This is a genomic window from Citrobacter sp. CK198 (genome assembly GCF_030333295.1).
Classification (GTDB): domain Bacteria; phylum Pseudomonadota; class Gammaproteobacteria; order Enterobacterales; family Enterobacteriaceae; genus Citrobacter_B; species Citrobacter_B koseri.
This window is the reverse complement of record NZ_JAOWGE010000035.1, coordinates 321,952-345,848: the sequence shown is the minus strand read 5'-3', so window position 1 is coordinate 345,848 and position 23,897 is coordinate 321,952. Positions and strand designations below refer to the sequence as shown.

The window sequence follows — 23,897 nt, the reverse complement described above, 5'->3', positions numbered from 1 at the left end:
TTCGGGCAGGCCCCTTTGCCCTTGTCGCCCTTCCTTTGCAGTGTCTCCCTTTGGGCCTTTAGCGTGCATCAGGTTTTTTTGTCAGCTAGGAACAGTTAAATGTTGTGCTTATCTCAACGGACAAATTTTGTTCAATATGGTACTGGTGGCTGAAATAATGCAATCGGTGAGGCCAATGTTATGGTGCGAGTGAACCACACAGCGTTGAATGGAAAAATAGCAGGTAATTTGTGCACTTTGATTGATGAAAAAGCACTGGCGCAGGCCAGAGGGCAATTGGTTGCACAGGGCTGGCTGACAGCAGATGAAATATCCCTGTTGACGGATTTCACTCCTGAACAGTTTGCTAATTGGAAATGCGAGCACTGTATTTTCTCGGTACATAAAAATGGTGTAGGGGAGGTATTTCCTGGTTATGCGTTAGATAAAAACCTGCGGCCATTACCGGTGATGAAATCGATTCTGGATATTCTGACAAAGGTGAAAACGCCATGGGGCATCGCCGAGTGGTTTGCTACTTCAAATGATTTATTGGCAGGCAAGATGCCGCAGGAGATGCTATCGCGCTATCCGGCCAATGTAATTCAGGCGGCGGAAGCTGGATCCGGATGGAGCCGCCATGGAGCAGAATAAACAAGAGCGATATGCGTTCTTTACTCCATCGCTGGATACAATTCTGGCGAGCCGGATTGTCTTTATCGGTGAATCAATACACGGCATTGCAGAATTCAGTCAGTTTAAAAAAGAATTTATAAAACACATTAATGGGCGAAACTGGATAGTGTTGTTCGAAGCGGATGCGCCGGGAATGAAGCTATCGCAGTTACGCGGGGATACTGAGGATCAATTTCTTGATAATTTTCCCCGCATTATGCAGACGTTCCAGACAAGAGAATTGATTGCGCTGGCTCAGAAACAGGGTTTTCCCTGCTTGGGCATTGATGTTATTCCCCGCCGTAGTGATGCTGATTTTCCACAGGACTGGAAAGCCGACAGATCGTCGTTTATCCACCACTACATTACGGCGCGTGAGTCTGATAATTGGTTATCGTGGCGGTCGGCAAAAATGGCGCAAAATATCAGTGATATAGCCTGTCACAATCCTTCCTCACAGCTACTGGTTTTCCTGCATAATATGCATATTAAACGTGATGGCCGAAGTGAGCGGTCAGAACTGAGGCTGATGTCTGCACGGGAGCACCTTGATAAGGATTTTGCAGGCCAGATGTACAGTATTGCGCAGTTTGCCCGTGCTGGCAGGGCATGCCATAACGATCTAACAGCCTTCGATTTCGAAATTAACGATCCGCAGTCTATTGAAACGCTAATTGATCAGCAAAGTAGCGGCTGGCGACTGTTTAAATGCGAAAAGTTGGTTCAGATGAAAGTGGCTTACCATCATGCGTTTGAGCGGGAAGCCATTGATATCAGGCGGCAATATGAGTATGTGGTGCTGTATGGTCGGGTAACTCCTCCTGAGTTTATAAAAAAGTGACCGACGTTTTGTCGGCCACTTTAAAATTACCACCAGGCATAAAACATCAGCCTGTCTCGCTCAAAATCAAACGTCTCCAGCGTCTCTTTCACCCAATGGGTGACGGCGCGGACATCTTTCCAGTAGTGTTCTCCATAATCGGTATAACCATAGAAAAAGCCATCAATCGTGGGATAAACCGCGCCGCAGTTATCCGGCGTCAGGCTCAGCAGGTCACTCAAAAGCGCCTGCAAGTGTGCTTTTGTGACTTCTAACAGCACCTGGTTACGCACCAGCCCAACGTGTTTATCCACCCATTTGAGTAACGGGTTCACCTTGCGGAAATAACCCACTCTGGCGTACTGGCTTTCATCGGGCGCGTTTTTTGCCCGTTCGAAAAAGAAGAGATCGAGTCCCATATATCACTCCAGAAAAAAAGGGGAGCAACTCCCCGACGGGGAAGACTCCCCGACGGGGAAGACTCCCCGTGCGGGTGGGCTGTCAGGCGCTAAGCTGACAGGGTTGTGGTACCGCGTTGAGCAGCCATTCACTGGCGTGGCGCGCCATACCGCTGGCGCGGATCACTGCCCGCTTGTCCTGGCGCAGAATATCCAGCCAGTAGCCGATATAGCTGGCGTGCTGGAGCCTGCCCTGAATGCCGCAATGGGCACACAGGAAGGCGCTCCCCATCTCCGCCACTAACTCTTCAGCGGCGTAGAGTGCTTCGGTGCGTTCTGCTCCGGCAATACCGGGGCGGTTCAGGCGTGAAGTGTGTCCGGTAGCGTGCGTCAGTTCATGCAGCAGCGTGGCGTAGTACGCCTCGCTGCTTTCAAACTGTTGCGGGTGCGGCATCATCACCAGGTCGGTCGCGGGTTTGTAATACGCTTTCGACTGGCGGCGATGGCGCAGCGTCACGCCGCTATTCTTCGCAATGGTTTCGGCCATCTCTACAGGCTCTGCGGGCCGGATAAACGGCTCGGACAGCGACTGCGGCAGGCCGTCACACTGGGACAGGTTAAACAGCCGAAATTCACGAATAATCCCGAAATGCCGCACCTTCGGCTCGCCGTCTTTATCCAGCAACGGCTGGCCGAGTGCATCGGTCTCTTCCTGTGTGCGCGGCAGATACAACACCGCCAGAGAGGATTTCTCCCCCCGGCGCACTTGCCCGCTGAGCGCGCTGACCTGATGGAACGTCAGCCAGCGGTCGCTGGCGAAGCTCTGCTTGTCGGCGCTGTTCCACAGCAGCGGCACGTTAATGCCGTGATACGGTCGACCGGATAACGCATTGATCGGGAACGGCGGCTCGCCATCGCGCCACGGGCGGATCCACGGCACATTGCCGTTTTCCAGCTCAGCAATAATCTGGTCGGTGACTTTCTGGTAGATATCGTTGCTTCTGTCCATTGTGCGATCCTCATGGAAGAAGCCGGAGCTGCCTCCATCCGGAAGCGACTCCGGCGGGGAGAGGTTATGCCTGTTCAGCTATCGAGACCTGCACATAGTGGTCGTGATAGTTCAGTGATAGCGGTAATGCGACAGGGACTTTCATATCGCCCTGCGGTGGCTGGCAGTAGATCGTAAAGGTGACTTTCTTGCGGGATGCCCCGGCGGTGCGCAGGGTCAGCAGTACGGCGAGCAACAGATTGCCCAGCCGTTCTTCCACCTGCTGCGGGTCGGCGGGAAATTCCACAGCGGATTGCCAGACATCAGGGGCGATAACCACCGGCATTAACGACGGTTTTTTATCGAAAAGCGACATGGTGTTTCTCCTGTAAATGAACAGGGAACACCCTTCGCAGGGCGTTTCCCTGCGGGATGGAATGGTACGGGTATCCTGCGCATCTGCGCCGTTCGCGCCTTCCGGATACATGGCGAACTTACTGCATGGCTGGCGGTAGTGTTTTCTGCGCGGATGATAAAAGGGAGGGGAAAATCATTACCGGGGCTGAAGAGTTTTGTCGTTCCTGAAATGTGAACACAGGCAGATTGATGCGCACGCATCGCTCAAAAAATGATCTTTTTCAGGCGGATACTGAAATCAGAAAAGCATATGACCTTGAACAGTAAACACAATGACTGGAGAGATATGCTAATGAACCAACAAGATATAAACGCATTAAAGAATTTTGATTTTCTGGCACGCAGTTTTGCCCGTATGCACGCCCTGGGCCAGCCAGTGGATATTGATGCCGTGACCGGCAATATGAGTGATGAACAGCAAGCATGGTTCCGGGAGCGATACGACCACTACCGAAAGCAGGCTGAGCGGGCGCGAGTGATAGAACTGCGGTGATATAACGAACAACGGGCCTAACGGCCCGTTGCGTATTTTCAGGCTTTGAAAATCTGTTTTCGGTGCCAGCCAACATACTGTTCAGCAGGCCACTGCGTTTTGTCATAAGGAAGGAATAACTGCTGGCCGTCCCGGTGCCAGAACAGATGGTCTACCACCGGACTACGACTGACGCCGCCGGAGATGCGGATGGTCATACTCTCATCCAGCCCGAATGCTCCCATATCAAACGCATCGTGGTGCAACGTGCAGAGCGCCAGTCCATTGTTCACCACGCACGGACCGCCATATGCTTTCCAGTGAATATGCGCCGCTTCAATACCAACCAGCGCGCCATCGAGTCTGAGATCGTAACCACAGAACGCGCACCGTGAGTGGTAAGCGCGAAGAACGATATCCCTGAAACGCGGATCGCGGTTTCTGGAGCGATCGATAAAATCGAATCCCAGTTGGTTGGCAAGGATCCGCTGAATACTTTCCGGGAAGCGATCGGTGAGGATCTTCTGGGCCAACTGGTCGATCATCTCAGGGCGGGCCAGCAATTGTTGGTAAGCCGCCTCATCGAAGCCGCCCGCCACCTGGTTATCAATCAGTTCTTTCTTTGTCGGCTGAGTATTGCCCTTGCGCGGTTTGCAACCTTCTGCGTGAGCGATCTCCCAGAATCCGTCGGTTCGCAGCCGCCAGAACGGCATATTGGGATAGTCGGTGCGTCGCTTGGGGCCAAACTCTTTCAGCAGGCGAGTAAGCGGTTCGTGGATCTCCAGGCCGTAGTTAAACAGGCGCGAATGACCTGCTTTGTACTGCGACAGTACATACAACAGCAGCAGCGGTTTATGCGGCGCGCATACGTCGCCCTGACGCCAGACAGAGACGTTAGAGATGGCGGATTGCAGCATTTCTGGAGAAATCATAAGAATGAACCGGGTAACAGGCTGATGTTATTGCGATCATGCTCGCAAAATGCCGGTGACTCAAGCCCCGTTCATCACACCGTCAGTACGAAATCTTCAGGGAATGCGTGTTTTACTGACGATCATTTTCCCGACCTGTTCACCAGCGCTGCGGATATCGCCGACCGCGCTGCCCATCACCCCAGCGACTGCTGCGCCGACCCTTACGCCTGCCCACGTCAGCGCACCCAGCCAGAATGCGGGTAACACCAGGAACATCACGCCCATAATAATATTCACAATCAGATCGTCGGAGGTGTTTTGCAGGCCCCAGAGGTTGAAGTACGAGTGGGTGTCGCTGTCGTACATCATCTGCATCAGCCAGTTATCCAGCCAGCGCGCCAGTTCCCACCAGAAGGTGAGGAAGAACAGGGCGAACTGCACAAAGCTCAGCGTGATGACCGTTTTAAGATCCCATGCTGAGAACAACAGGATCACCGGAATACAAATCACCAGCGCCATTTCGAGGAACGCTTGCACCATCGGCAGCGCCTGGCGGACGTTATCAAATGCCGGAAAAAGAGCGTAACTCGAAAGCCCCGCGCCGATGATCCCGCCCACACGACTCAGCAACTGCGTCTGGCTGAGATTATCCCCCGCACTCCCACCAAACCCGTTGTACACCAGCCCGCCCTGCGATACCTGCATATTGCGCGGACTCACCAGCGAGCGCAGTACCGCTTCCTCATACTCCTCTTTAGACTGCCCCAGTTTTTGTAGTTGCTGCCAGAGAGTGGTATCGACCTGCTTCAGCAGGCGGTTTTTCAGCCCCGCATCGCCATCGGACCACCACTCCTTACACGCAGGATAGCCTCCGCCACCCGTATCGCTCAGGCCGTCGTCGCGGCTGGCGTCATAAGGCCAGGCGGCGCGGGGCGAACGGGAATGATCGTGGTCGTAATAGCCCGGCGTGGAGAGGTAAAAAGACGATCCCACCCAGTCCACCTCCCGGCTCTGTTCCTCGCTAATATCGCTGCCCAGCCGTTTCAGCTGTGCGCGTGATGGCCCGTAGCAGTCGTTAACGAAATCCTGTAATTCCTGCGCCAGCGCCGGATCGGTAATCCGGGTGTGCTGCACCTCAAAGCGCAACTGGCGCAAGTCCGGCTTGCAGGGCAGTACCGCGACGGCGGCACTGGTGATACCTTTGCCCAGCGCATGAGTGAAGTACCACCACACCGGCACGGAAGCGCTCTGGCCGCTGAGTTCATTGATCAGTGGCGCGTAGCCGGAATCGCCGGGCTGTACCACCGACCAGCCGCACTGCTTTGTGCGCTGGCTGTCGTAGGTGAGGGTATTGATATCGACATTCAGAAACGGCACGCCCGCAAAGAAGATCACCAGCAGGGCGCTGTAGAGCGAGTGCTCCACCCAGACGACCAGCAGGCGGGCGACGTTGCCTTCATCCGCCCCCTGGCCGCGCGCTTTTAGCCACAGGGCAACCAGTTTTGCCAGCAGGGGCAGGGCACCGTACAGCGCTTTGGGGATGCAGGGCAGCAGCCAGTCTACGGTCTGTAGCATCCGGCTGATTTGCGACTGGCTGACGGGATTGCCGTCGCGGGTGAGTTGCTCTGCCAGCGCCAGCTGCGTCGAGCATTCAATGCCTGCCTCTTGGTAAAGATCGCGCAGGTGCAGGATCCTTTCCGCGCGTTCGATAAACATCAATCCGTTATGCAGGTCGCTTTCGGCCAGATGGCCGATCAGGCACTGGACTTCGCCTTGCTGCGGTGACAGCGTTTCCGGCCACGGTCTGAACGGCCAGCAGACGCGGTGGTAACGCTCATCCTGCGTCTCCCGCCACAGTTCATTGAGGATGGCGAGGCGCGTGTTCCCACCGCTGGCGAGCATATATTTTTCATCACCAGGACGGCGGGTCAACACCGGCGGGTTATCCAGCCCACGGGCGAGAATTGACGCTTTCAGTATGTCATAGCCGGGGTTGCGGGTGACGCGGGGATTGAGAGAGAACGGCTGGATTTGCTCCAGACTGACCTGGACCATCTCCTGTTCTCCGGTATTGCTGGCACCGTGAAGCCAGCGGTTGAGCAGGTGTGAAGCGCACATAATCTTCCTCCGGCATTCAGACATCGCGGGTAAGCCGGATGCGCTGGTGGATCCAGGCATCCACCTCGCTTTCCAGCCAGGCGACGTGGCGGCTGTTGAGTCGGATGGATGGCGGAAACTGTTGCAGCTGTATTTGCCGGTAAATCCACGATTTACCGAAGCCGATTTTGTCTTCCACCTGGCGTAAGCGTAAAAATCTGTCGCTATTCATAACCATTCCTCCTGTGTCCAGATTCGTTCACATCAGCACGATGGGCGTGGTTATCAAAGCAGCAGCGTCCCTGCCACGCAGTAAAAATCCTTATCTGGGTTAGTGAGAGTTGTTAGTTGAAATGGTTAGTTGATCGCGTTACGGCGGTGCGCCGCGCTGGAGGGCGGTTTTCAGCGTCTCGGGGCTCAGCGGCAGGTGCATACCTTCCTCGCGCGCCCAGCATTCGAAAATGTTCAGCAGTTTGTAGGGATGCTCCAGCATTTCATCGTCCAGCTGTGGGTTGTGCTTGCAGGCCAGCCACAGCAAACGGGATAGTGCTGTGGTGATTCGTTCCTTTGATTCTGGCTGATGACGGGTCAGGAAGGCTTCGAGATGAGTGCGACGGATGACGAACAGAGCGTCAGGAGGCAGCGTGTCCTGAAGGTAGCAGACGGACAGACTGAGCCGGGATTTAAGGTCATTGCGACCATTGCCATACAGCTGGCCAATCAGCAGATGCAGCTCTTCCTGGAGGTTGTTTTGCGTGGCGAGTAGTTCCAGTAAAAGCTCCCGCAACGATTTGCGGCAACAGAGTTGGTAGTAGCTGTCGTTTTCATCGCAGACCACGATGCCAATCTGGTTGCAGCAATGGGTATCATTGGGGCAAGGGCGATTCAACGTTTTCGCCAGTTGCTGGTGGAGCAGCAGGCGCTCAAGGCCGATCAACGGCAAATTCCACAGATGGCTGGTGGTCAGTTGCAGAGTAGGGTCGCGTCTGCACGGCGGAGAGTTTGCCATCACTTTACGGTTGCCGGGTTTGTTGCATTGCGAAGGTGGAAAGGGCGGCTTGCTGAATCGGCAGGCAAAGCGGCAAGGAGGATTGAGTGGTCTGAGAAGTACGGGCGAGGGGAAGTAGACCGAGAGTGGCAGATCGCCATGCAGGGCATGGCGGATCAGGTCGGCGGGCAGCAACGTGATGTTGTGCTGCCGGATGACTTCTGCGGCCTCGTCCAGCGTCAGCCACTCCTGGCGGATTTTGTGTGGGGACATGGGGTTTTCCTTTTTGTGTTGTTGGTTGCGTGTAGTGCTTGTTGATGGTGAAAACCGGTGTGCGATGTTTTTGCTAAAACAACTAACCTGATCAGTTTAGTTAACGATCTTTTCAGACATAATCTGGTGATGAATTACGCTGGAAAAACAGGATGTAACATTGAATAGCTCGGAAGACGATTTGCTTGAAGTGGCGTGGTATTTGTCGAAGTACGGTAAATCTCAACCACCCGTGGGACTGGGTGTTCAGAAATGGAAAGAGGCTTTTGCCTTGTTTTATCCTCGCTTTGGAGCGGGTAAAACCGCCAGCGAGTTTCACAATAGTCTGAAAAATAGTCGTGACCGTTTTGATTCCTGGCTTAGTGATGTGCGTGTTGGCTGGCGTGACGAGCAGGGCGCTCCTGCTGCGCTTTCTCATTCAGCGCAGCGTGTTCATCAGCGATTGAGTGTGCTTTCTGATAGTGCAATTGAGCAGCACGTTCTTTCGTTAATATCTTCTGATGGAGATGAAAAGGCTCAACGTGACTGTCTTATTATTCAGCAGGATAAAAGTATTGAAGATACCGTACGCGAGCAGCTGATTGCTGCACGGCTGGGGCAGGGTACCTTTCGGAAAAATTGTCTCATGCTGTATCCGGCATGCCCTGTTACGGGAACGACTTTTGCGCCGTTACTGCGTGCCAGCCATATAAAGCCGTGGGCTGCCTGCGAGAATGGGAGTGAACGCCTTGATCCTTTTAATGGAATTATACTGGCCGCACATATTGATATTTTATTCGATCAGGGATGGATTTCGTTTGAGAACGATGGGCGTTTATTAATTAGTAATGAGCTGGATATGAGTGTTAAAGAGCAATTTTTATTGCCAGAGAAAATAAAGACGTTTTCTGTTGAATCGTATTGTTATCTGGAATGGCATCGGGAGAATTTACTGAGATAGTTAAGCTATAAACTATCTTCGACAGCGCTATTTTCTGAACTTACAGGTTCCAATATTGCATTGAATGCTGTCCAGTAGGGCTCACTGGCTTCTGGAGCGTGCTGTGCAGCCGGTAACCCTCTGCTGCTTCGGTTATAAAGCTTTTATGTGCCATGCAGCAGGATATGGTTGCCTCCTGAACTCCGTATAACCCGAGTATTTGTATCGAAGCGTGAACAAAACATTGCAGCCAGCCTTTCAACGTGGACAATAGTTATCCATACGGTGATTTTATATTCGATAAATCAATGGATTTCATTGAGTCATAGGACTGGTAATGGATGAAAATGCTTTAGGGTTTGCCTCATACTGGCGCAACTCGCTTGCAGATGCTGAGTCAGGAAAGGGCAGTTTTGAACGCAAAGACGCCAAAAATTTCACTCACTGGCATGGGATAGCGTCGGGACGTCTTGACGAAGCGATCGTCGATGAATTTTTTGAGGGAGAAAAAGACGACGTTGAAACAGTCGATGTCATCTTGCGGCCAAAGGTTTATTTCCGGTTACTGCAGCATGGAAAGGACCGTTCCGCTGGTGCACCTGATATTGTTACCCCGATAGTGACGCCAGCCCTGTTGAGCCGTGAAGGTTTTTTATATCCGACGCCAGCGACCTCCATTCCCAGAGACCTGCTTGAACCTTTGCCAAAAGGGGCATTTTCGATTGGTGAGATTGAGCAGTACGACAAACACAAAACGACACATACGTCATTCTCTATCAACTTTGATGACAGCGTTGATAACACTGCCGAAACGGATGAAGAACGAGAAGCACGATATGCAGCCTGGCAGCAGGATTGGCGTCAATATCTGGATGATTCAGAAAGGCTACTGAAGAACGTTGTCGGCGACTGGATTAAAAATCCCGAGCAATATGAACTCGCTGAGCACGGTTATATTGTTAAAACGGCGCAATCTGGCGGTGCCAGTTTCCATATCCTTTCGCTTTATGACCACCTGCTTGTTTGCAAAAAGGATGTGCCGCTTTTCAATCGTTTCGCCTCGCGGGAGGTTCATGCTGCAGAGTCTTTACTTGCTCCGGGAGCAAAATTCAGCGACAGGCTTGGACACTCCGGAGATAAGTTCCCGCTGGCAAAGGCTCAGCGCGATGCCTTAAGCCATTTTCTGGATGCCAGGCATGGCGATATCCTTGCCGTTAACGGCCCTCCGGGAACCGGGAAAACCACGCTGGTGCTTTCTATCATCGCCACACAGTGGGCCAGAGCGGCTCTCGAAAAAGCGGAGCCTCCGGTTATTATCGCGACTTCAACGAATAACCAGGCTGTAACGAACATTATCGAGGCGTTCGGGAAAGATTTTTCCCAGGGCACTGGTGCAATGGCCGGACGATGGTTGCCAGAGCTGAAAAGCTTCGGCGCTTATTTCCCCTCAAGCACTCGTAAAGCCGAGGCAGCCAAAAAATACCAAACTGAAGATTTCTTCAACCAGATTGAGTCAAAAGAGTATGCAGAGGATGCACTGCTGTTTTATCTCGAGAAAGCTAAAGCAGCCTTCCCTGAAAAAGATTGTTCATCCCCTGAAAAGGTAATTGAACTCCTGCATGGTCAGTTGGCAGCAAAATCCGAACAACTGGTAAGGCTGAACGCAACATGGCAAACGTTAAGCCTGGTTCGGGCGGCGCGAGAGCTTATTGCTAACGACATTGAGCAATATCTCGATAATTTAAATAAATTACTTTCCGGGCAAGAACAAAAAGTCACTCTACTGAAGAGTGCTAAAGCGGAATGGAAAAAATATCGGGCCAGTGAATCACTGATCTATTCATTATTTTCATGGCTACCAGCGGTTCGCAGTAAGCGGCAGTACCAAATACAACTGTTTCTCGAAGATAAATTAGGTGCGCTGATTGCGGGAAATCAGTGGTCTGATCCTGAAACCATCGAACGTAATATAGATGGACTGCTCAACTCCGCTGAGCGCGAGCAAACAACCTACCGGCAGCAGATTGACTCCACCCATGAAATTGTTCTTAAAGAACAGCAGGTAGCTCAGGAATGGCAGAGGCTGGCACTTGATTTAGGGCATGAGGGCAACGAGGAGCTGAGTTTCTCACAGGCAGATGAACTGGCTGATACGCAGATTCGCTTCCCTGCATTCTTATTGACGACCCACTACTGGGAAGGTCGGTGGTTGATGGATATGGCCAGCATTGATGATCTGCAAAAAGAAAAGGGCAAGAAAGGTGCTAAAGGGGTAACAGCTCGCTGGCAACGCCGAATGAAACTTACCCCATGCGTGGTCATGACCTGCTATATGCTGCCCGGCAATATGCAGATAAGCGAACACAAAGGTCAGCGTAAATTCGAGAAAAGTTATTTATATGATTTTGCCGATTTACTCATTGTCGATGAAGCCGGGCAGGTGCTTCCTGAAGTGGCTGCTGCCTCGTTTGCCTTAGCTAAAAAGGCATTAGTGATTGGTGATACGGAACAGATCCCGCCAATATGGAGTATTGCTCCCGCTATTGATATAGGTAACATGCTGGCGGAAAAAATTCTGTCAGGCAGTACGCAAGAAGAGATTACTGAGAAATATACGGCAATCGCAGAGCTTGGTAAAAGCGCTGCATCTGGCAGCGTTATGAAAATAGCGCAGTGTGCTTCGCGCTATCAATATGATACCGAACTGGCTCGTGGCATGTACTTATATGAACACCGCCGGTGCTTCGATAATATTATTGGATACTGCAATACGCTCTGCTATCACGGTAAGTTGTTGCCCAAAAGAGGGTGTGAAGAGAGCAATTTAATGCCCGCCATGGGTTATCTCCATATTGATGGTAAAGGAGAGCTGGCAAGTAGCGGAAGTCGATATAATTTGCTTGAGGCTGAAACGATAGCAGCCTGGCTGACAGATAACCAGCAAGATATCGAAGCGCATTACGGCAAATCGCTTCATGAGGTTGTCGGTATCGTGACGCCTTTTAGCGCTCAGGTATCGACCATCAAACAGGCGCTGGGTAAACAAGGCATCAGTTCAGGCGCGAATGAAACGTCGCTCACGGTGGGCACCGTGCATTCTCTTCAGGGGGCGGAAAGAGCGATTGTTATATTCTCGCCAGTCTATTCAAAGCATGAGGATGGCGGGTTTATTGATAGCGATAACAGCATGCTGAACGTTGCTGTTTCCCGTGCGAAGGACAGTTTCCTGGTCTTCGGCGATATGGACCTGTTTGAGATTCAGCCAGCCTCATCTCCACGGGGATTACTGACAAAATATCTCTTTGAGTCAGATAAGAATGCGCTCACTTTTGATTATAAAGAGCGTAAGGATTTAAAAACTTCCGAGACCAAAATCTACACACTCCATGGTGTGGAGCAGCATGATAATTTCCTGAATCAGACGTTTGAAAATACCGGTAAACACATCACGATAGTTTCTCCGTGGCTAACCTGGCAAAAACTCGAGCAAACCGGTTTTCTTGATTCCATGATTGCGGCGTGTTCACGTGGTATTAATGTCACGGTAGTCACTGACAGAAGCTACAACACTGAACATAATGATTTTGAGAAGCGAAAAGAGAAGCAGCAGAATCTTAAAGCGGCGCTGGATAAACTGAATGCCCTTGGTATTGCGACAAAACTGGTCAATCGTGTTCATAGCAAAATTGTTATTGGTGATGATGGTTTGCTGTGCGTGGGATCGTTCAACTGGTTTAGTGCGACACGTGAAGTGCGATATGAACGATACGATACATCGATGGTTTATTGCGGTGATAATCTGAAGGGCGAGATTGAGGCAATTTACAATAGCCTTGAGAGGCGTCAGGTTTAGACAATTTCTTTTATTAAGCCATCTTTTTTCGGATGGCTATTTTTATACTGATTTTCGTTGTTGTAATATATTCAATCTTGAAAGAATATATTGAATTATGGTATATTCTGCGGACTGTTATTATAAATATGAGTATTATAATGAAATTGCTAAACACTTACGAAGATAAAGATGAAGCAGAGGATGCATTAACAAAAATCTCGGGTGAGAAAAGGCTTGCTAGTGAAAGAGATAGTACGGAAACTATTTATAATCTTTTTGGTCAAGCAACGTGGAGTAATTTTTATAAATTAGAAATGTTCTCTCTCCCGGAGTTGCAAAAACTACTTGAGCTGCGAAAGGCTGGTCAGCCTATAGATCAATCCAGGCATGCTGAAATAATGAACACACTGAATCATGTATCACGAGCTTTCTATTTAGAAGTTCCTGCACATTGGTTGTGATGCTTGCCCCATATCTTAAATAAGAAATGGGGCAAGAAGAATGGTTGTTAAGCAACCATCTTTTTGAAAAGCTTCTCCAGATAAATAGAACCAGTATCCTCTAGAAAGAGTACGTTACGTTCTTCAATTTTATCTTTAGGTTCGGATACATTTATTAAATCAACGAAACGAGTTTCAGAAACAATAAACGCACTTAGGCTTAATTTATCATCAGATAATTTCTTCTCAAGCTCTTTTATTTCCTTGTATAAGCCAAATTTAGCATCGTCAAGATTCAGATTTCGAATACCTTTTGGATCAATCAGGCTTAACCATTGCTTCCCACTTTCATCATCAACTAGCCACAATAAAAAGTCAGGATAGAAGTTACCCGCAGTAGCGAAACCTAAGCCTTTGGCTTTGGAATCAGCATTGCGCAACAAGTATAAGCTCCTATTGCCGATGGTTTTTTGACCTTTTGGTGTTTCAATGAATCCTTGTAAATCCTTAATGAAGGTAATTTCGCTCGGTGCATCAAATGCTGTTGGACGCATTTTTAACGGTAAATCAGCATTTTTCTCAATAGAGAGAAGAGGATAATATAGATGCTTGTCGAAGGTTACAGCAATCATACCGGGAGCATTCCAAGATTTAGCTTTACCAATTTCACCTTGAGCGACGATCTGCTGTAGTTGTTCAAGTCGCTCTGTATAATCCAGACCGTCATCAGACTCTTCAATTTCAAAGTGATACATTTTGATCATGCATGGGTCGTCTTCATTGACTTGAGTTATTTCATAAAATTGCCCTTCATAAGCATTCTTTAATGCATTATAAAAGCGGTCGGTATAATCAGTCAGAAGGCGAAGCATAATATCTTCTTGCTTAGCAATATCGGAATACTGCTCAATTTCGAGCTCCGATGCCGGAATCGAAAGCGTGTACCAATTATTTGCGATATTCGCCTTTCCAAGGCAAAAATCGATCAACCGTTGTTTATCCAGACGTAAATTTGACCATCCACGCTGTAGTTTATAGGCCTGAATAGCGAGATAAAGACGATCAAAATCAAACGCACTGATTACTTTATAATCAAGTTTAGCCTCGTTTCTGACATTAACAGGCGTATTGTCACCCTTCCTGCTTGTGTCAATCGACTCAAGTTTAGGATATAAATCAAGTTTGATGTGTGGATGCTTTATCTTGCCTTGCAGTTCAGCAGGAACCTCATAAAGCTCAGGAAAGTAAACACGTTTGAAGCCATTTTTTTGATTATCCTTGTAGCCATCTTTAAGCTTAAGCGTTTTAAGCTTTGTATTAGGCATATTTGGCCGAGTTTCAAAATTCAGCTCAAGGATCTCATCACTTGGCGTTATTCCTTCGTCTTCGAGATATTGTTTAAATGTTGCCATATAGTCAGCACGAACACCGAAAATATTTAGTGTTTCTAATTTCTCCAGATGCAGTCCTTTAGGACGTTCTCCAGGTGTGCTTCTTTTCAAAGAATAGTTGCGACCTTTCAGGCGTACCCCGCGGCCAAAAAGCTGAATAATCTGTGAGCCTTCCCCACGCCCCATATTGAGTAGACCCATAGTTGATACACGCCAACTGCTCCAGCCCTCAGTAAATTTTCGGGACCCAATTAAGATATGCAGTTGGGAATCTTTATCGTTCAACGTATGGAATAGAGACTTGGCAAAATCGTCTCTTTGATAATCGAACGTCGTATCTTCCTCGCACATTTTATAAAGAGAGGGTGAATCGCCAATATTGATCAAGCCAAAAGGTTCTGCTTCACCGACCTGTAATGCAAGTTCACCTTTACTTCCGATCAAATTTAATACTCTTAATCTCTGACCTGAATGTGTGGTATTAAACAGTCGAGCAAGGATATCTAAATAGATATCTTCCGGTCCATTCATTAAAGCAGTGAAACGCTTTTCAAAGATGTTACGTTCTTTAGTATCCAGAATTCTGGCTTTGTTTTCGACAAGATCCTTAATCCATGATTTTGCTTGTATTTCGTTGTTTAAAAACCATGCTAAAAAACGTAGTACTGCGTGAATATCCGAATCTTCACCACTTACTGTGTTGCCAACAAAGACCCACAATGGTTTTTCAATGTTGAACTCATCTAACTTATCTTTATTCCTATTGAATAAATATTGTTGCTGGTAAAAACTGAGTAAACAAGCAGTGAAGTATTCGTAGCGACGCTCATCTTTTTTATCTTCATTGGGGTTAAGGTTAAGAATTAGAGACTCTTTTCCATAGCCATCTTCATAGAAGAATTTATAGGAATAGTCGAAAAGAATTGATTTACCATAAACTTCTCTTGTAGCCTGAATACGTGCATCACGTAATTCCTCTGAGGTCAGCTCTAATTTTTCTAACTGCTCAGCAGTCAGTTTTCCTAATGCAGTTGTCTCAAAGAGTAATTTTGCTTTTTTCTTTTTGATTTCGGCTTCGACAGCTTCAACATTGTTTCCGCCAGATACTGCTTGCCCAAAAGTAGCCGAGTATTCGAATGCAAAACCGTCTCGTGTTAATTTGTCGCGACGACGCATCCAGGCACCAGCAGCAGTCCCTGTTCCTTTATGACCTTCATCAATTAGAACCAGATTGTTGCCTTCAAATGCCTCAACAGCGACAGTTTTATCACCCATGTCATCAGCAAGTTTATTGATATCAATAACTTCAACGGTGCCTTTAAACGGAGCTGATTTGTTCTTATCAAACAACTGAATGTGGGAAAAGCCAGAATTATACAACTCATCCAAGTGTTGTTGTGAAAGACGTTCGTCTGGCGTAAGCAGGATGATTTTATCAGGATAATGATGAGTATTACCATTCTGATAGTAATGTAGGTACTGTAAAATATTTACATGTAATAACAATGTTTTACCGGAACCTGTAGCATTCCAGTATGCCAGTTTATTCAAATCATCCAAGATGTATGATTTAAACTGATTAGCTCTATCCTTTGCTGTTTCATTATTTTCAGCATTGTATTTATTGAGCTCACTATTAAGACCATCAAGTAATTCTTGTTTACGATTGAAGTACCAATCGAGATAGATCTCAGTGAACAAAAGAGACAGGTATTGAAAATATTTCATATTCAATACAGTATCTTCTTTAAGATTACGATGCTCTGTTATTTGTTGCCAGTGCTTAACAATATTAAGATCGTAGCGACGTAATTCATCGAGATCGATGAGATCGACCTCGAATAAGTAGTTACTCAATTCATGGAAGAACAGGCTTTGGCCATCTTCATGAATACCTTCAAATCGGTCTTCACCTAAACGGATTTTCAAACCATGCAGTGTACCATCTTTAAAAAAACGGAACATAAAGCGATTTAAAACCAGCTGCTTATGAAAACTTAGTTTGCTGTTAGTCTGCTTTTTGACGGCTTTTCCGGTCGTGGGTTTTTTAGCCATTCTTAAACCTCCTCAGCAAACATTAAGTTTAGGAACTCAGGTTCGATCTGGCGAATTTTCAAACTACGGACGATTTCACCGTCTTCTTCATCGACTGTAAATGCAGTTGGTAGGTTATGATCGCCATTGATATAAATAACATCAAACGTTTTCTCTTTAGCATATAAATCAAAACGGTTAGCGTATTTATTCAACTCTTTATAACCGATTTTATCGCAGTCGCGCCACAGGATTAGCGTACGTTCTCCTGTGGGTAATGTTCCTTCTATTCTGGCATAGCCACGATCAATGTTGAATTCAATAGATTTAACATGTAAGCCAATCAGATAATTGAAAGTTTCAACAAGATCAATTTTATGCTCTTCATAAGCCCCTGCTGAATCTACGGCGATTTTCATCATATAATCAAACGGATTTTTAAAATCGTCAGTTGAAAGTAAAGAATTACGACTATCAACTTCAAGCATATAATTAAGGAGATAGTCCTCTTTAAATCCTGGATTGTTGTCAAAAAGATCGATTTTTGACTTCTTCAACTCTAAGTTATTTAATGTATCTTCATAACTTTCAACTCGTTGAAATTTAAGACAAAGTGAAACTCCGTCATTTGATTCTGGTTTACCATTACGCCACTTTGAAGCGAATACAGTCTTTTTAATGCGCGGTAAAATGGTCGAATCAATATAGGTGTTAGTCTCCATTAAAATGAATTTACGATCAAGATTATCTGCCCTGTTACATTCTATTACAGCGCCAGCTGTGCTACCAGAACCACCAAATATATCAAGAACATAGCTTCCTTGGCTGGTCGCTTGGCGAACAAATTTACTCACAAAATTAGTGTGCTTAGGGGCTAAGAATATTCCTTTTACGCCAAAAAGGTTGGTGGTTTCTTTTTCACCATCGGAATAATCAACAATAATGCTTTTTGCTACATTAGTTTCTACTTCATGTAAAAAGCGTTTTTGTTGCGGGACTTTCGTTTCATCAGGTCCACAGGCTAATCTATGATCATTCATCAAAGATTCCCAAGAGTTACGTTTTGGATATTTTGGGTCTATATACTGTGTACCCTTCCAACCACGAGAAGGCATAGCGACAGGCTTACCTGTAACTGGATGATAAGGACGATAATAACGATAATTTGGATGGCTAGGATCCTTGGTCGTTCCCGATTGCTTTTGGTCGGCCTCCATAATTGTCCAATCACTTTCACGGAACACCCATATTTTTGCATTTTTCTCTCGGGCCTTTTCCTCTTCTACATAGGTCCCTTCTTGATCACGATATTCTGCAAACTTATATTGGTAGACCCCATTCCAAAGGTCATTTCTTTTCTCTTGTGTATAATCTAAACCTTCAGCCTCAACTCTCTTTTTAAAAGAGTTTTTATTATTTTTATATAACTCTTTTAGCTTATTTTCTATATGGCAAACCGAAGGGAAATCTGGGTTCAATTCAGCAATCAGATGCATAACTTGTTCAAAACCTGGTTTAGGCTCTCTAAATAATGAGTAGTCCTCTTCCGCAGCCTTGATATCTTTGGCATATACTTCAATATATTCATGATTAGTCGAGAAAGTTTTAGCTCGACCATCATTAGTATTTTGAATCCAAATTAACTCTTCAGCCTTATTGCCTTCTCCAAAAACTTGATTCATTACACCTACTAATGAATCTCTTTCATTCTTATCAATACTTACATAGCATGCAGATGCTGGTGTCATTGTTTTTTGGACAAGTGCTAGACGGTCGTTCATCATCGTGGCCCATGACGAATGTCTATAGTTATTTTTGTAAGGAATTGCACTCACATCAGTATTATAAGGAGGATCAAGGTAAACGCACTTTATTTTATTATCGAATTTTTTCTGTATTAAGTTTAGGCCATGGTAATTATCAGTATGCAATAAAAGACCATTGCATAGATCATCTATTTTTTCCAATGAATTCAGTAGATTGTACTTAAACTCATCGTCGAAATTACTTGTGTCGATGACAAGGAATTTATTCTCATGAAGAAAATCAATATTCACGCTCTCACTTTGAATACTATATATTCCCCTCCATTCATTAATTTGTTTTTCATTGTTGAGTATAGACTTATAAAATTTCGCCGGAACCAAATCTAAAGTCAAACAATAATCAGATTGAATAACAAATTTCTTTTTTGTCCAAAGTTTTTTCTGAAAATTTTCTAGCTGAGCTAAGAAAGTGATTAAATCCATTGCAACGTTGCGCAGGCATTGGATCATTCTAAGCTGCTTCTCAATATTTGAAAACACTTCAGCATTTTGCACATTATCGAGATTCATGACTTCATTTTTAATATAGAAATCTAATTCATTTTTTAAAAATACACCAAGATTTTTGTGAATGAAATAGTCTGCGGTATTACGTTGAGTATAAGTATTAAGATGACGTTCTAATTCTGTTCGAGAGGGGTTTTTTTCAGTTGGTGCTCGTTTAGTAAGTTCTGCCCAATGTTGCTGAACAGTTTTGTTTTCAAGAATAGTGGAAATAGCTGATTGAACTAAATCATCTTGCTTAGTTCCTTTCGTTACAGCCTTATATTCGAAATGAATAATCAGTTCTGCAGACTCGACTACCTTCCCATCTACAATAGATGTTGACTTGATGACTTCAACTGGCTCATAGGATTGCTCGTATTCCTCCCCATCTTTATCTAATATAGTTCGGACGTGTGGTTCTATGAGTTTAAAGCGGCGATCCGTATTATTATCTTTGCGATTGTCTTTTGCTGTGTCTGCTGCTAGCAATTTAAAACTAACCTTTCGGCCATCAGTTAATTTAAAAGTGTAGTTGGAAAAATTTTCCCCACTTTTTATGTAGTACTGATCCTTATTTGCCCAGTGCAATATGATTTCTTCACCAGCATAAGGTATAGCATAAGTATTGCCTTTGTAACGACGCTTGCTGATAAAATCACCATTGTCGTAATAACGTGAAAAGAAGGTCAGTAGGTGTGAGAACACGGTATTTTCATGCTCGTTAGCTCCCGTTGCCAAAGACATTAACTGTGTTTTAAGTTCCTTGACTTTAGGGCTTTCTGCTGGTTCAAAACCTGCATCTGTTGCTGCTTTGATTGCGAGATGTAACTGTTGTTCTAGCTCTGCTTTATTAGCATTGCTAGCATCCATAAGCGATGACTGAATCTTAGTCTTAAGTTTATGATCAAGATAATCGTTAATCTCGTCTGCACGAGCATTAATGATACGGTAAATGCCGAAATCCAGCTCTGGTCGATCAATCTGAAAAATTTCTTTAAGTTTCTTAACTAATTCGTTGTATTTACTCATTATTTTCTCTTGTAAATCAATTAAATAACTTTCCAGCGAATGGTAAACAATTCTGCGATCTCTGTTTTCTGCTTCATTCGCTCTTCAAGGGCACTGATCAACAGGTCACGTTTGTCTGATATTTCATCTTCAATATCAAAAATCTCCATCCGCTGGCGCTTCTGTTGTCGCTCCAGTTGTTTTAGTCTTTCCTGGTTTTGTTTTTGTTCTTCAATGGATTGTGCCAGTCTTGCATCTCTCTTCAAAGACTTGATTTGCATTTTCGTATCGCGTAACGCTTCTTCCGCAGCATAAATCACATCTTCTGCCCATTTTTCCAGCTTATCTCTTTCAAGTTCAAAGAGGGCATTGTTTTGCTCCATGACTTCAGCAAGTTGGGCATCGATTTGTCTATTTTTGAGTAAGAGCAAGTCATCGGGTAATGTGTTCGCCTCTGCAGACATATTTTCACTATGGACTGGTGTTGCTGCAAGCTGAAACAACCGCTTGCATGCTTCACCGTCTATTATTCGCCCGCTATCGGTCTTTGCCGTAAAGACTAAAAACTGCTGTGTGTTAAAGGCATCCACAGTAAGCAAGTTCAGCGTCAACCAACCCGCTTGTCCTGTAAGTTGCTCAGCAACGGAGACTTTCGTTGTATGGTCACTGTAATTGAAGAGAACCTCTGCCGTCTGCGTCTCTAGTCTTTTGGCGGTATCAATCACATACTCACCCAGAGGATGGTTGATGCGATACGCAAAACTATGGCGTTCTTGCTTCTGCAATTCGCTTTTTTGGTTAACACTTTTGCGCAGTAATTGGTAATGCCCTACTGGTAACCCATTGACGGGTTGGCACAATGTGAAACGGTAATGCTTATGATCAAAATTGGCACAATGTTTAAGCTGGTAATGTGTCACCGCCCAAAACCAGCGGCCAACCTTATCTAAGCGCTCTTGTGCTTCGTCAAGCCTGATCTTTAGGACATCGTGAATATCTTCATCAAAATGCTCGAGCAGCTGCTCTTGAGTCTTTTGCATCTTGAGGTTAATTTCGTCTTCAAGCTCTTTTCGCAGTTTTTCAAAGGCGGCTTCAATCTCTTCAGGAGTCCGACATGACTCATAAATTGACTGAATCTTTTTTTCAAAGTCTACGCCGTTTTCAATGGTGCCCAATACACTGTCTGATGCCCCAAAAACACCATCGAAAAGATTGAATTTCTCAGTCAGCAATTCCAGAACGCGTTGATCTGCTTGGTTTCTTTGGTTAAGGAAGTTAATAACTACCACATCAAACTCTTGCCCGTAACGATGGCAACGACCAATTCTTTGTTCGATGCGTTGAGGGTTCCATGGTAAATCGTAATTAATCAGCAACGAGCAAAATTGCAGGTTAACCCCTTCCGCCGCTGCTTCTGTGGCGATCATAATTTCAGCATGATCTTTGAAATGGTCGATCAATGCCGAACGTTTATCAATCTGCGCCGATCCTGTAATGCGAGAAGAACCGCGATATTCTTCACGCCATTGCTGATAAATTTTGTTCGAATGCGGCGTATTGTTGGTACCACTAAAGGTAACTACTCTCCCCTGGTAACCATGATTTTCTAGGAAGTGAGCTAAATATTGCTGAGTTCTCATCGATTCTGTAAAGATGATGACTTTTTTTGCTGCCCCCATTTCTGCAAGCTGTGCAAAACCTTGCTCCAGGCCAAGGAGTAACTCCTTTGTTTTAGTATCAACACCAATTTGTTCAGCTTTGAAGATGAGGGTCTCAAGCTCATTGATTTCAGCCTGAAGTAAAGCTAGATCGATTGTTTTGCGCTCTGTATCAGCGCTTAATATTTCGTCATCTTCAACGATGCCATCTTCAAGATCATCATCAACAATAATCTGCTGAATGATATCTAGCTCATCTTCAACGATGCCTTTGTGCTTTAGTTTCTCAAGACGAATCTTAAGTATCTGTAAGTTATTCAAAACGGCTTTCGTACTCGACGAAAGCAATTTTCTGAGAATTAGCCCCGTCAGATGCCTGTGTCGCTTAGGCAGCGCGTAGCTATCCTCACGTTCCAGCAGCTTTTGAACTCGTTCATAGAGTTCATGCTCTTGTTCGCTAGGATAGAATGGGATTGTGATAGCTTTACGTTCCGTGTACTTGACGTACTCAAGTACATTCTTACGTAATGTTCTTTTGATAAAGCGCGACAGTCTCCCTTTCAGCTCCACTATATCGCTGTCTGTCTGCATATATTGTTTTCTGAAGGCCTTTGGGTCGCCGAAAGCATGCTCATCAATAAGCGTCGACATGCCGTACAGTTCCATTAACGAATTCTGCAAAGGCGTTGCCGTTAATAACAACTTTTTCCGGCCATCAAGCGCACGTTTTAATGCTTGCCCCATCTTGTTACTTTCTCGATGTGCATTCCGGAGTTTATGAGCTTCGTCAATCACCACCAAGTCCCACATTTCAGCCACCAGTTTGTCTTCTAACCTGGCCGCATAGTGGTACGACATTATTGTTATCGATTTGTTGCTTAGAGGGTTATAGATACCTTCTTTTTGCAGCTGGCTGAAAGTTTTTGCATCGAGTACATGGGAAGGTAAGTTGAATTTCTCCAGTAGCTCACTTGCCCATTGGCGACGCAAAGATGCAGGGCAGATGATTAGTAGTTTTCGCTTCCTTTCTGCCCAGTATTGACAGAGTACCAAACCGGCTTCGATGGTTTTACCCAAGCCAACCTCATCAGCAAGGACAGTCCCTTTGCTTAAAGGATTCTCAATAGCAAACAATGCGGCTTCTATCTGATGTGGGTTTAGGTCAACGCAGGCATCAAACAATGACTGAGAAAGACGATCCACGCCATTGTTTGAATGGAGGATAGAAAGCTCATGCGCAAAATATTTAGCATGGTAGGGAGTTGTACCGATCATCTAAGCTCGCCCTTGTTTCCTGACGCTGAAATCACTGTGTATGGTCCACGACTTTAGCATGTCACCGTGCCCTCTGAACTGCTAAGTCTTAGATGCCCTCAGGCGAGCACCATGCGGATTAAGCGATGCCGATCTTATCATTTTAACCCTTACAGGCCGATATCTGATACAAAAGTTGATACGTGATAATCCGGTCATTATCTCCTTGCAATCGAAGTGGTTTTACTTTTTCTTCAACGCTAAGATTGCCTTCAAGTTAAGTAATGCTGCACAAGCCTGCCGGGAAGACTATGTATCTGAGCAAACCGGTGAAAATAGAACATTAATGAGATTAAAAATGAATACCGCTGAGGACTTCAACCGGCTTTATGCCGACGTAGGGCGTAACATTGAGCAAACATTAGCTGATATTGCAGGGCTTCATGTTGAAAACGAAGATGGCAAAAAGCAGCTTAATGCTATGACGGCGCAACTACAGATTCTGCAGGATACTTTCAATCAGAAATTGGCTTATCTACAGCAACATGCCGAATGGGACAAGTTTACCCTTGCTTTTTTTGGCGAAACTAACGCTGGAAAAAGTACAATTATTGAGTCTTTGAGAATCTTGTTCGATGAAACCACCCGCCGACAGCTGCTACAAAATAATCAAAATGATCTGCATAAGGCGGAGCAAGAGTTGCGCGAAAACTTAACGCAGTTACGAAAGGACTTTGGACGGGTCTACGGCGATGTGGTCGATAAAATTAGCAGCATCAGCTTTTCCGCCATGCGACTGCAGCAAATTATCGCCAATGAAAGCGCCTTACGGTTAAAAATGGAAGAAGAGGCGAGTAAAGCGCGCCTGCTTATCGAACAAAACGAAAGCCAGTCTCGTCTGAAAATTTTGCAGCGGCAAACGCACGTAAAAGCGCGTTTAACGTTATTGGCGATCGCCATTGTCAGTTTGTTTGTAGGGGCTGGTGGTGCAGTGGTGTTGCTTAATCAGTTGGCGGGGCACTAAC

At 46.0% G+C, this 23,897-nt stretch carries 16 protein-coding genes and 2 pseudogenes; 7 read left to right on the top strand and 11 right to left on the bottom strand.

The genetic code is table 11. The features are described 5' to 3' along the window. Positions 1-180 precede the first annotated feature (180 nt). Both OGY62_RS19465 and OGY62_RS19460 read left to right on the top strand, forming a co-directional pair. Positions 181-633 (top strand): patatin-like phospholipase domain-containing protein, encoded by a 453-nt coding sequence (locus OGY62_RS19465; protein WP_286460435.1) that lies wholly within the window; start codon positions 181-183, stop codon positions 631-633. Next, positions 620-1,495 (top strand): erythromycin esterase family protein, encoded by an 876-nt coding sequence (locus OGY62_RS19460; protein ID WP_286460434.1) that lies wholly within the window; start codon positions 620-622, stop codon positions 1,493-1,495. Before OGY62_RS19465 ends, OGY62_RS19460 begins: the two co-directional genes overlap by 14 nt. Positions 1,496-1,521: 26 nt before the next feature. Here the strand turns inward: OGY62_RS19460 and OGY62_RS19455 are convergent, their stop codons facing one another. From OGY62_RS19455 to OGY62_RS19445, 3 genes are all read right to left on the bottom strand, one after another. After that, positions 1,522-1,893, bottom strand: a complete 372-nt coding sequence (locus OGY62_RS19455) for a hypothetical protein (protein WP_286460433.1) — start codon at positions 1,891-1,893, stop codon at positions 1,522-1,524. A gap of 82 nt (positions 1,894-1,975) precedes the next feature. Further along, entirely contained in the window at positions 1,976-2,881 is a 906-nt protein-coding gene (locus OGY62_RS19450) for an ArdC family protein (protein WP_061382772.1), read from the bottom strand. A 64-nt stretch (positions 2,882-2,945) separates the two neighbouring features. Beyond that, positions 2,946-3,236, bottom strand: a complete 291-nt coding sequence (locus OGY62_RS19445; protein ID WP_020845973.1) for a hypothetical protein — start codon at positions 3,234-3,236, stop codon at positions 2,946-2,948. A gap of 333 nt (positions 3,237-3,569) precedes the next feature. Here OGY62_RS19445 and glgS point away from each other — a divergent pair, with 333 nt between their 5' ends. Further along, positions 3,570-3,770, top strand: coding sequence for a cell surface composition regulator GlgS (glgS, locus tag OGY62_RS19440; protein WP_020845974.1), 201 nt, complete (start codon positions 3,570-3,572; stop codon positions 3,768-3,770). Positions 3,771-3,808: 38 nt separating this feature from the next. Here glgS and OGY62_RS19435 read toward each other — a convergent pair whose 3' ends face one another. From OGY62_RS19435 to OGY62_RS19415, 5 genes and pseudogenes are all read right to left on the bottom strand, one after another. After that, positions 3,809-4,681, bottom strand: coding sequence for a phosphorothioated DNA-binding restriction endonuclease (locus tag OGY62_RS19435; protein ID WP_286460432.1), 873 nt, complete (start codon positions 4,679-4,681; stop codon positions 3,809-3,811). A gap of 96 nt (positions 4,682-4,777) precedes the next feature. Next, positions 4,778-6,184 (bottom strand): annotated as a pseudogene (locus OGY62_RS19430) (conjugal transfer protein TraG N-terminal domain-containing protein); the annotation flags it as partial. A 51-nt stretch (positions 6,185-6,235) separates the two neighbouring features. Beyond that, positions 6,236-6,718, bottom strand: a pseudogene (locus OGY62_RS19425) (ParB family protein); the annotation flags it as partial. Between the two features lie 79 nt (positions 6,719-6,797). Then, positions 6,798-6,992, bottom strand: a complete 195-nt coding sequence (locus tag OGY62_RS19420; protein ID WP_001561320.1) for a helix-turn-helix transcriptional regulator — start codon at positions 6,990-6,992, stop codon at positions 6,798-6,800. A 138-nt stretch (positions 6,993-7,130) separates the two neighbouring features. Continuing rightward, positions 7,131-8,021, bottom strand: a complete 891-nt coding sequence (locus tag OGY62_RS19415; protein ID WP_286460431.1) for a hypothetical protein — start codon at positions 8,019-8,021, stop codon at positions 7,131-7,133. A 160-nt stretch (positions 8,022-8,181) separates the two neighbouring features. Between OGY62_RS19415 and OGY62_RS19410 the strand changes: the two genes are divergently transcribed. The 3 genes from OGY62_RS19410 (at position 8,182) to OGY62_RS19400 (ending at position 13,236) form a co-directional block, all read left to right on the top strand. Continuing rightward, positions 8,182-8,961, top strand: a complete 780-nt coding sequence (locus tag OGY62_RS19410; protein WP_286460430.1) for an HNH endonuclease — start codon at positions 8,182-8,184, stop codon at positions 8,959-8,961. Between the two features lie 316 nt (positions 8,962-9,277). Beyond that, on the top strand, positions 9,278-12,793 hold the full coding sequence (locus OGY62_RS19405; RefSeq protein WP_286460429.1) for an AAA domain-containing protein: 3,516 nt from the start codon (positions 9,278-9,280) through the stop codon (positions 12,791-12,793). A gap of 140 nt (positions 12,794-12,933) precedes the next feature. Then, a complete protein-coding gene (locus OGY62_RS19400) occupies positions 12,934-13,236 on the top strand; it encodes a hypothetical protein (RefSeq protein ID WP_286460428.1) in 303 nt (100 codons plus the stop codon). Between the two features lie 47 nt (positions 13,237-13,283). Here the strand turns inward: OGY62_RS19400 and OGY62_RS19395 are convergent, their stop codons facing one another. From OGY62_RS19395 to OGY62_RS19385, 3 genes are read right to left on the bottom strand one after another with little or no spacing between them, the layout of a single operon-like run. Further along, positions 13,284-16,661, bottom strand: coding sequence for a DEAD/DEAH box helicase family protein (locus OGY62_RS19395; protein WP_286460427.1), 3,378 nt, complete (start codon positions 16,659-16,661; stop codon positions 13,284-13,286). Between the two features lie 2 nt (positions 16,662-16,663). Beyond that, entirely contained in the window at positions 16,664-19,981 is a 3,318-nt protein-coding gene (locus tag OGY62_RS19390; RefSeq protein ID WP_286460426.1) for a DNA methyltransferase, read from the bottom strand. A gap of 20 nt (positions 19,982-20,001) precedes the next feature. Beyond that, a complete protein-coding gene (locus OGY62_RS19385; RefSeq protein WP_286460425.1) occupies positions 20,002-22,893 on the bottom strand; it encodes an SNF2-related protein in 2,892 nt (963 codons plus the stop codon). Between the two features lie 175 nt (positions 22,894-23,068). Here OGY62_RS19385 and OGY62_RS19380 point away from each other — a divergent pair, with 175 nt between their 5' ends. Beyond that, on the top strand, positions 23,069-23,896 hold the full coding sequence (locus OGY62_RS19380; protein WP_227505086.1) for an OLD family protein: 828 nt from the start codon (positions 23,069-23,071) through the stop codon (positions 23,894-23,896). Position 23,897: the final 1 nt, after the last annotated feature.

Coding starts and splice junctions, on each gene's coding strand:
- OGY62_RS19455 (WP_286460433.1), bottom strand. CDS start 1,893: ATGGGACTCGATCTCTTCTTTTTCGAACGGGCAAAAAACGCGCCCGAT.
- OGY62_RS19395 (WP_286460427.1), bottom strand. CDS start 16,661: ATGGCTAAAAAACCCACGACCGGAAAAGCCGTCAAAAAGCAGACTAAC.
- OGY62_RS19420 (WP_001561320.1), bottom strand. CDS start 6,992: ATGAATAGCGACAGATTTTTACGCTTACGCCAGGTGGAAGACAAAATC.
- glgS (WP_020845974.1), top strand. CDS start 3,570: ATGAACCAACAAGATATAAACGCATTAAAGAATTTTGATTTTCTGGCA.
- OGY62_RS19450 (WP_061382772.1), bottom strand. CDS start 2,881: ATGGACAGAAGCAACGATATCTACCAGAAAGTCACCGACCAGATTATT.
- OGY62_RS19435 (WP_286460432.1), bottom strand. CDS start 4,681: ATGATTTCTCCAGAAATGCTGCAATCCGCCATCTCTAACGTCTCTGTC.
- OGY62_RS19445 (WP_020845973.1), bottom strand. CDS start 3,236: ATGTCGCTTTTCGATAAAAAACCGTCGTTAATGCCGGTGGTTATCGCC.
- OGY62_RS19390 (WP_286460426.1), bottom strand. CDS start 19,981: ATGAGTAAATACAACGAATTAGTTAAGAAACTTAAAGAAATTTTTCAG.
- OGY62_RS19385 (WP_286460425.1), bottom strand. CDS start 22,893: ATGATCGGTACAACTCCCTACCATGCTAAATATTTTGCGCATGAGCTT.
- OGY62_RS19400 (WP_286460428.1), top strand. CDS start 12,934: ATGAAATTGCTAAACACTTACGAAGATAAAGATGAAGCAGAGGATGCA.
- OGY62_RS19405 (WP_286460429.1), top strand. CDS start 9,278: ATGGATGAAAATGCTTTAGGGTTTGCCTCATACTGGCGCAACTCGCTT.
- OGY62_RS19460 (WP_286460434.1), top strand. CDS start 620: ATGGAGCAGAATAAACAAGAGCGATATGCGTTCTTTACTCCATCGCTG.
- OGY62_RS19465 (WP_286460435.1), top strand. CDS start 181: ATGGTGCGAGTGAACCACACAGCGTTGAATGGAAAAATAGCAGGTAAT.
- OGY62_RS19415 (WP_286460431.1), bottom strand. CDS start 8,021: ATGTCCCCACACAAAATCCGCCAGGAGTGGCTGACGCTGGACGAGGCC.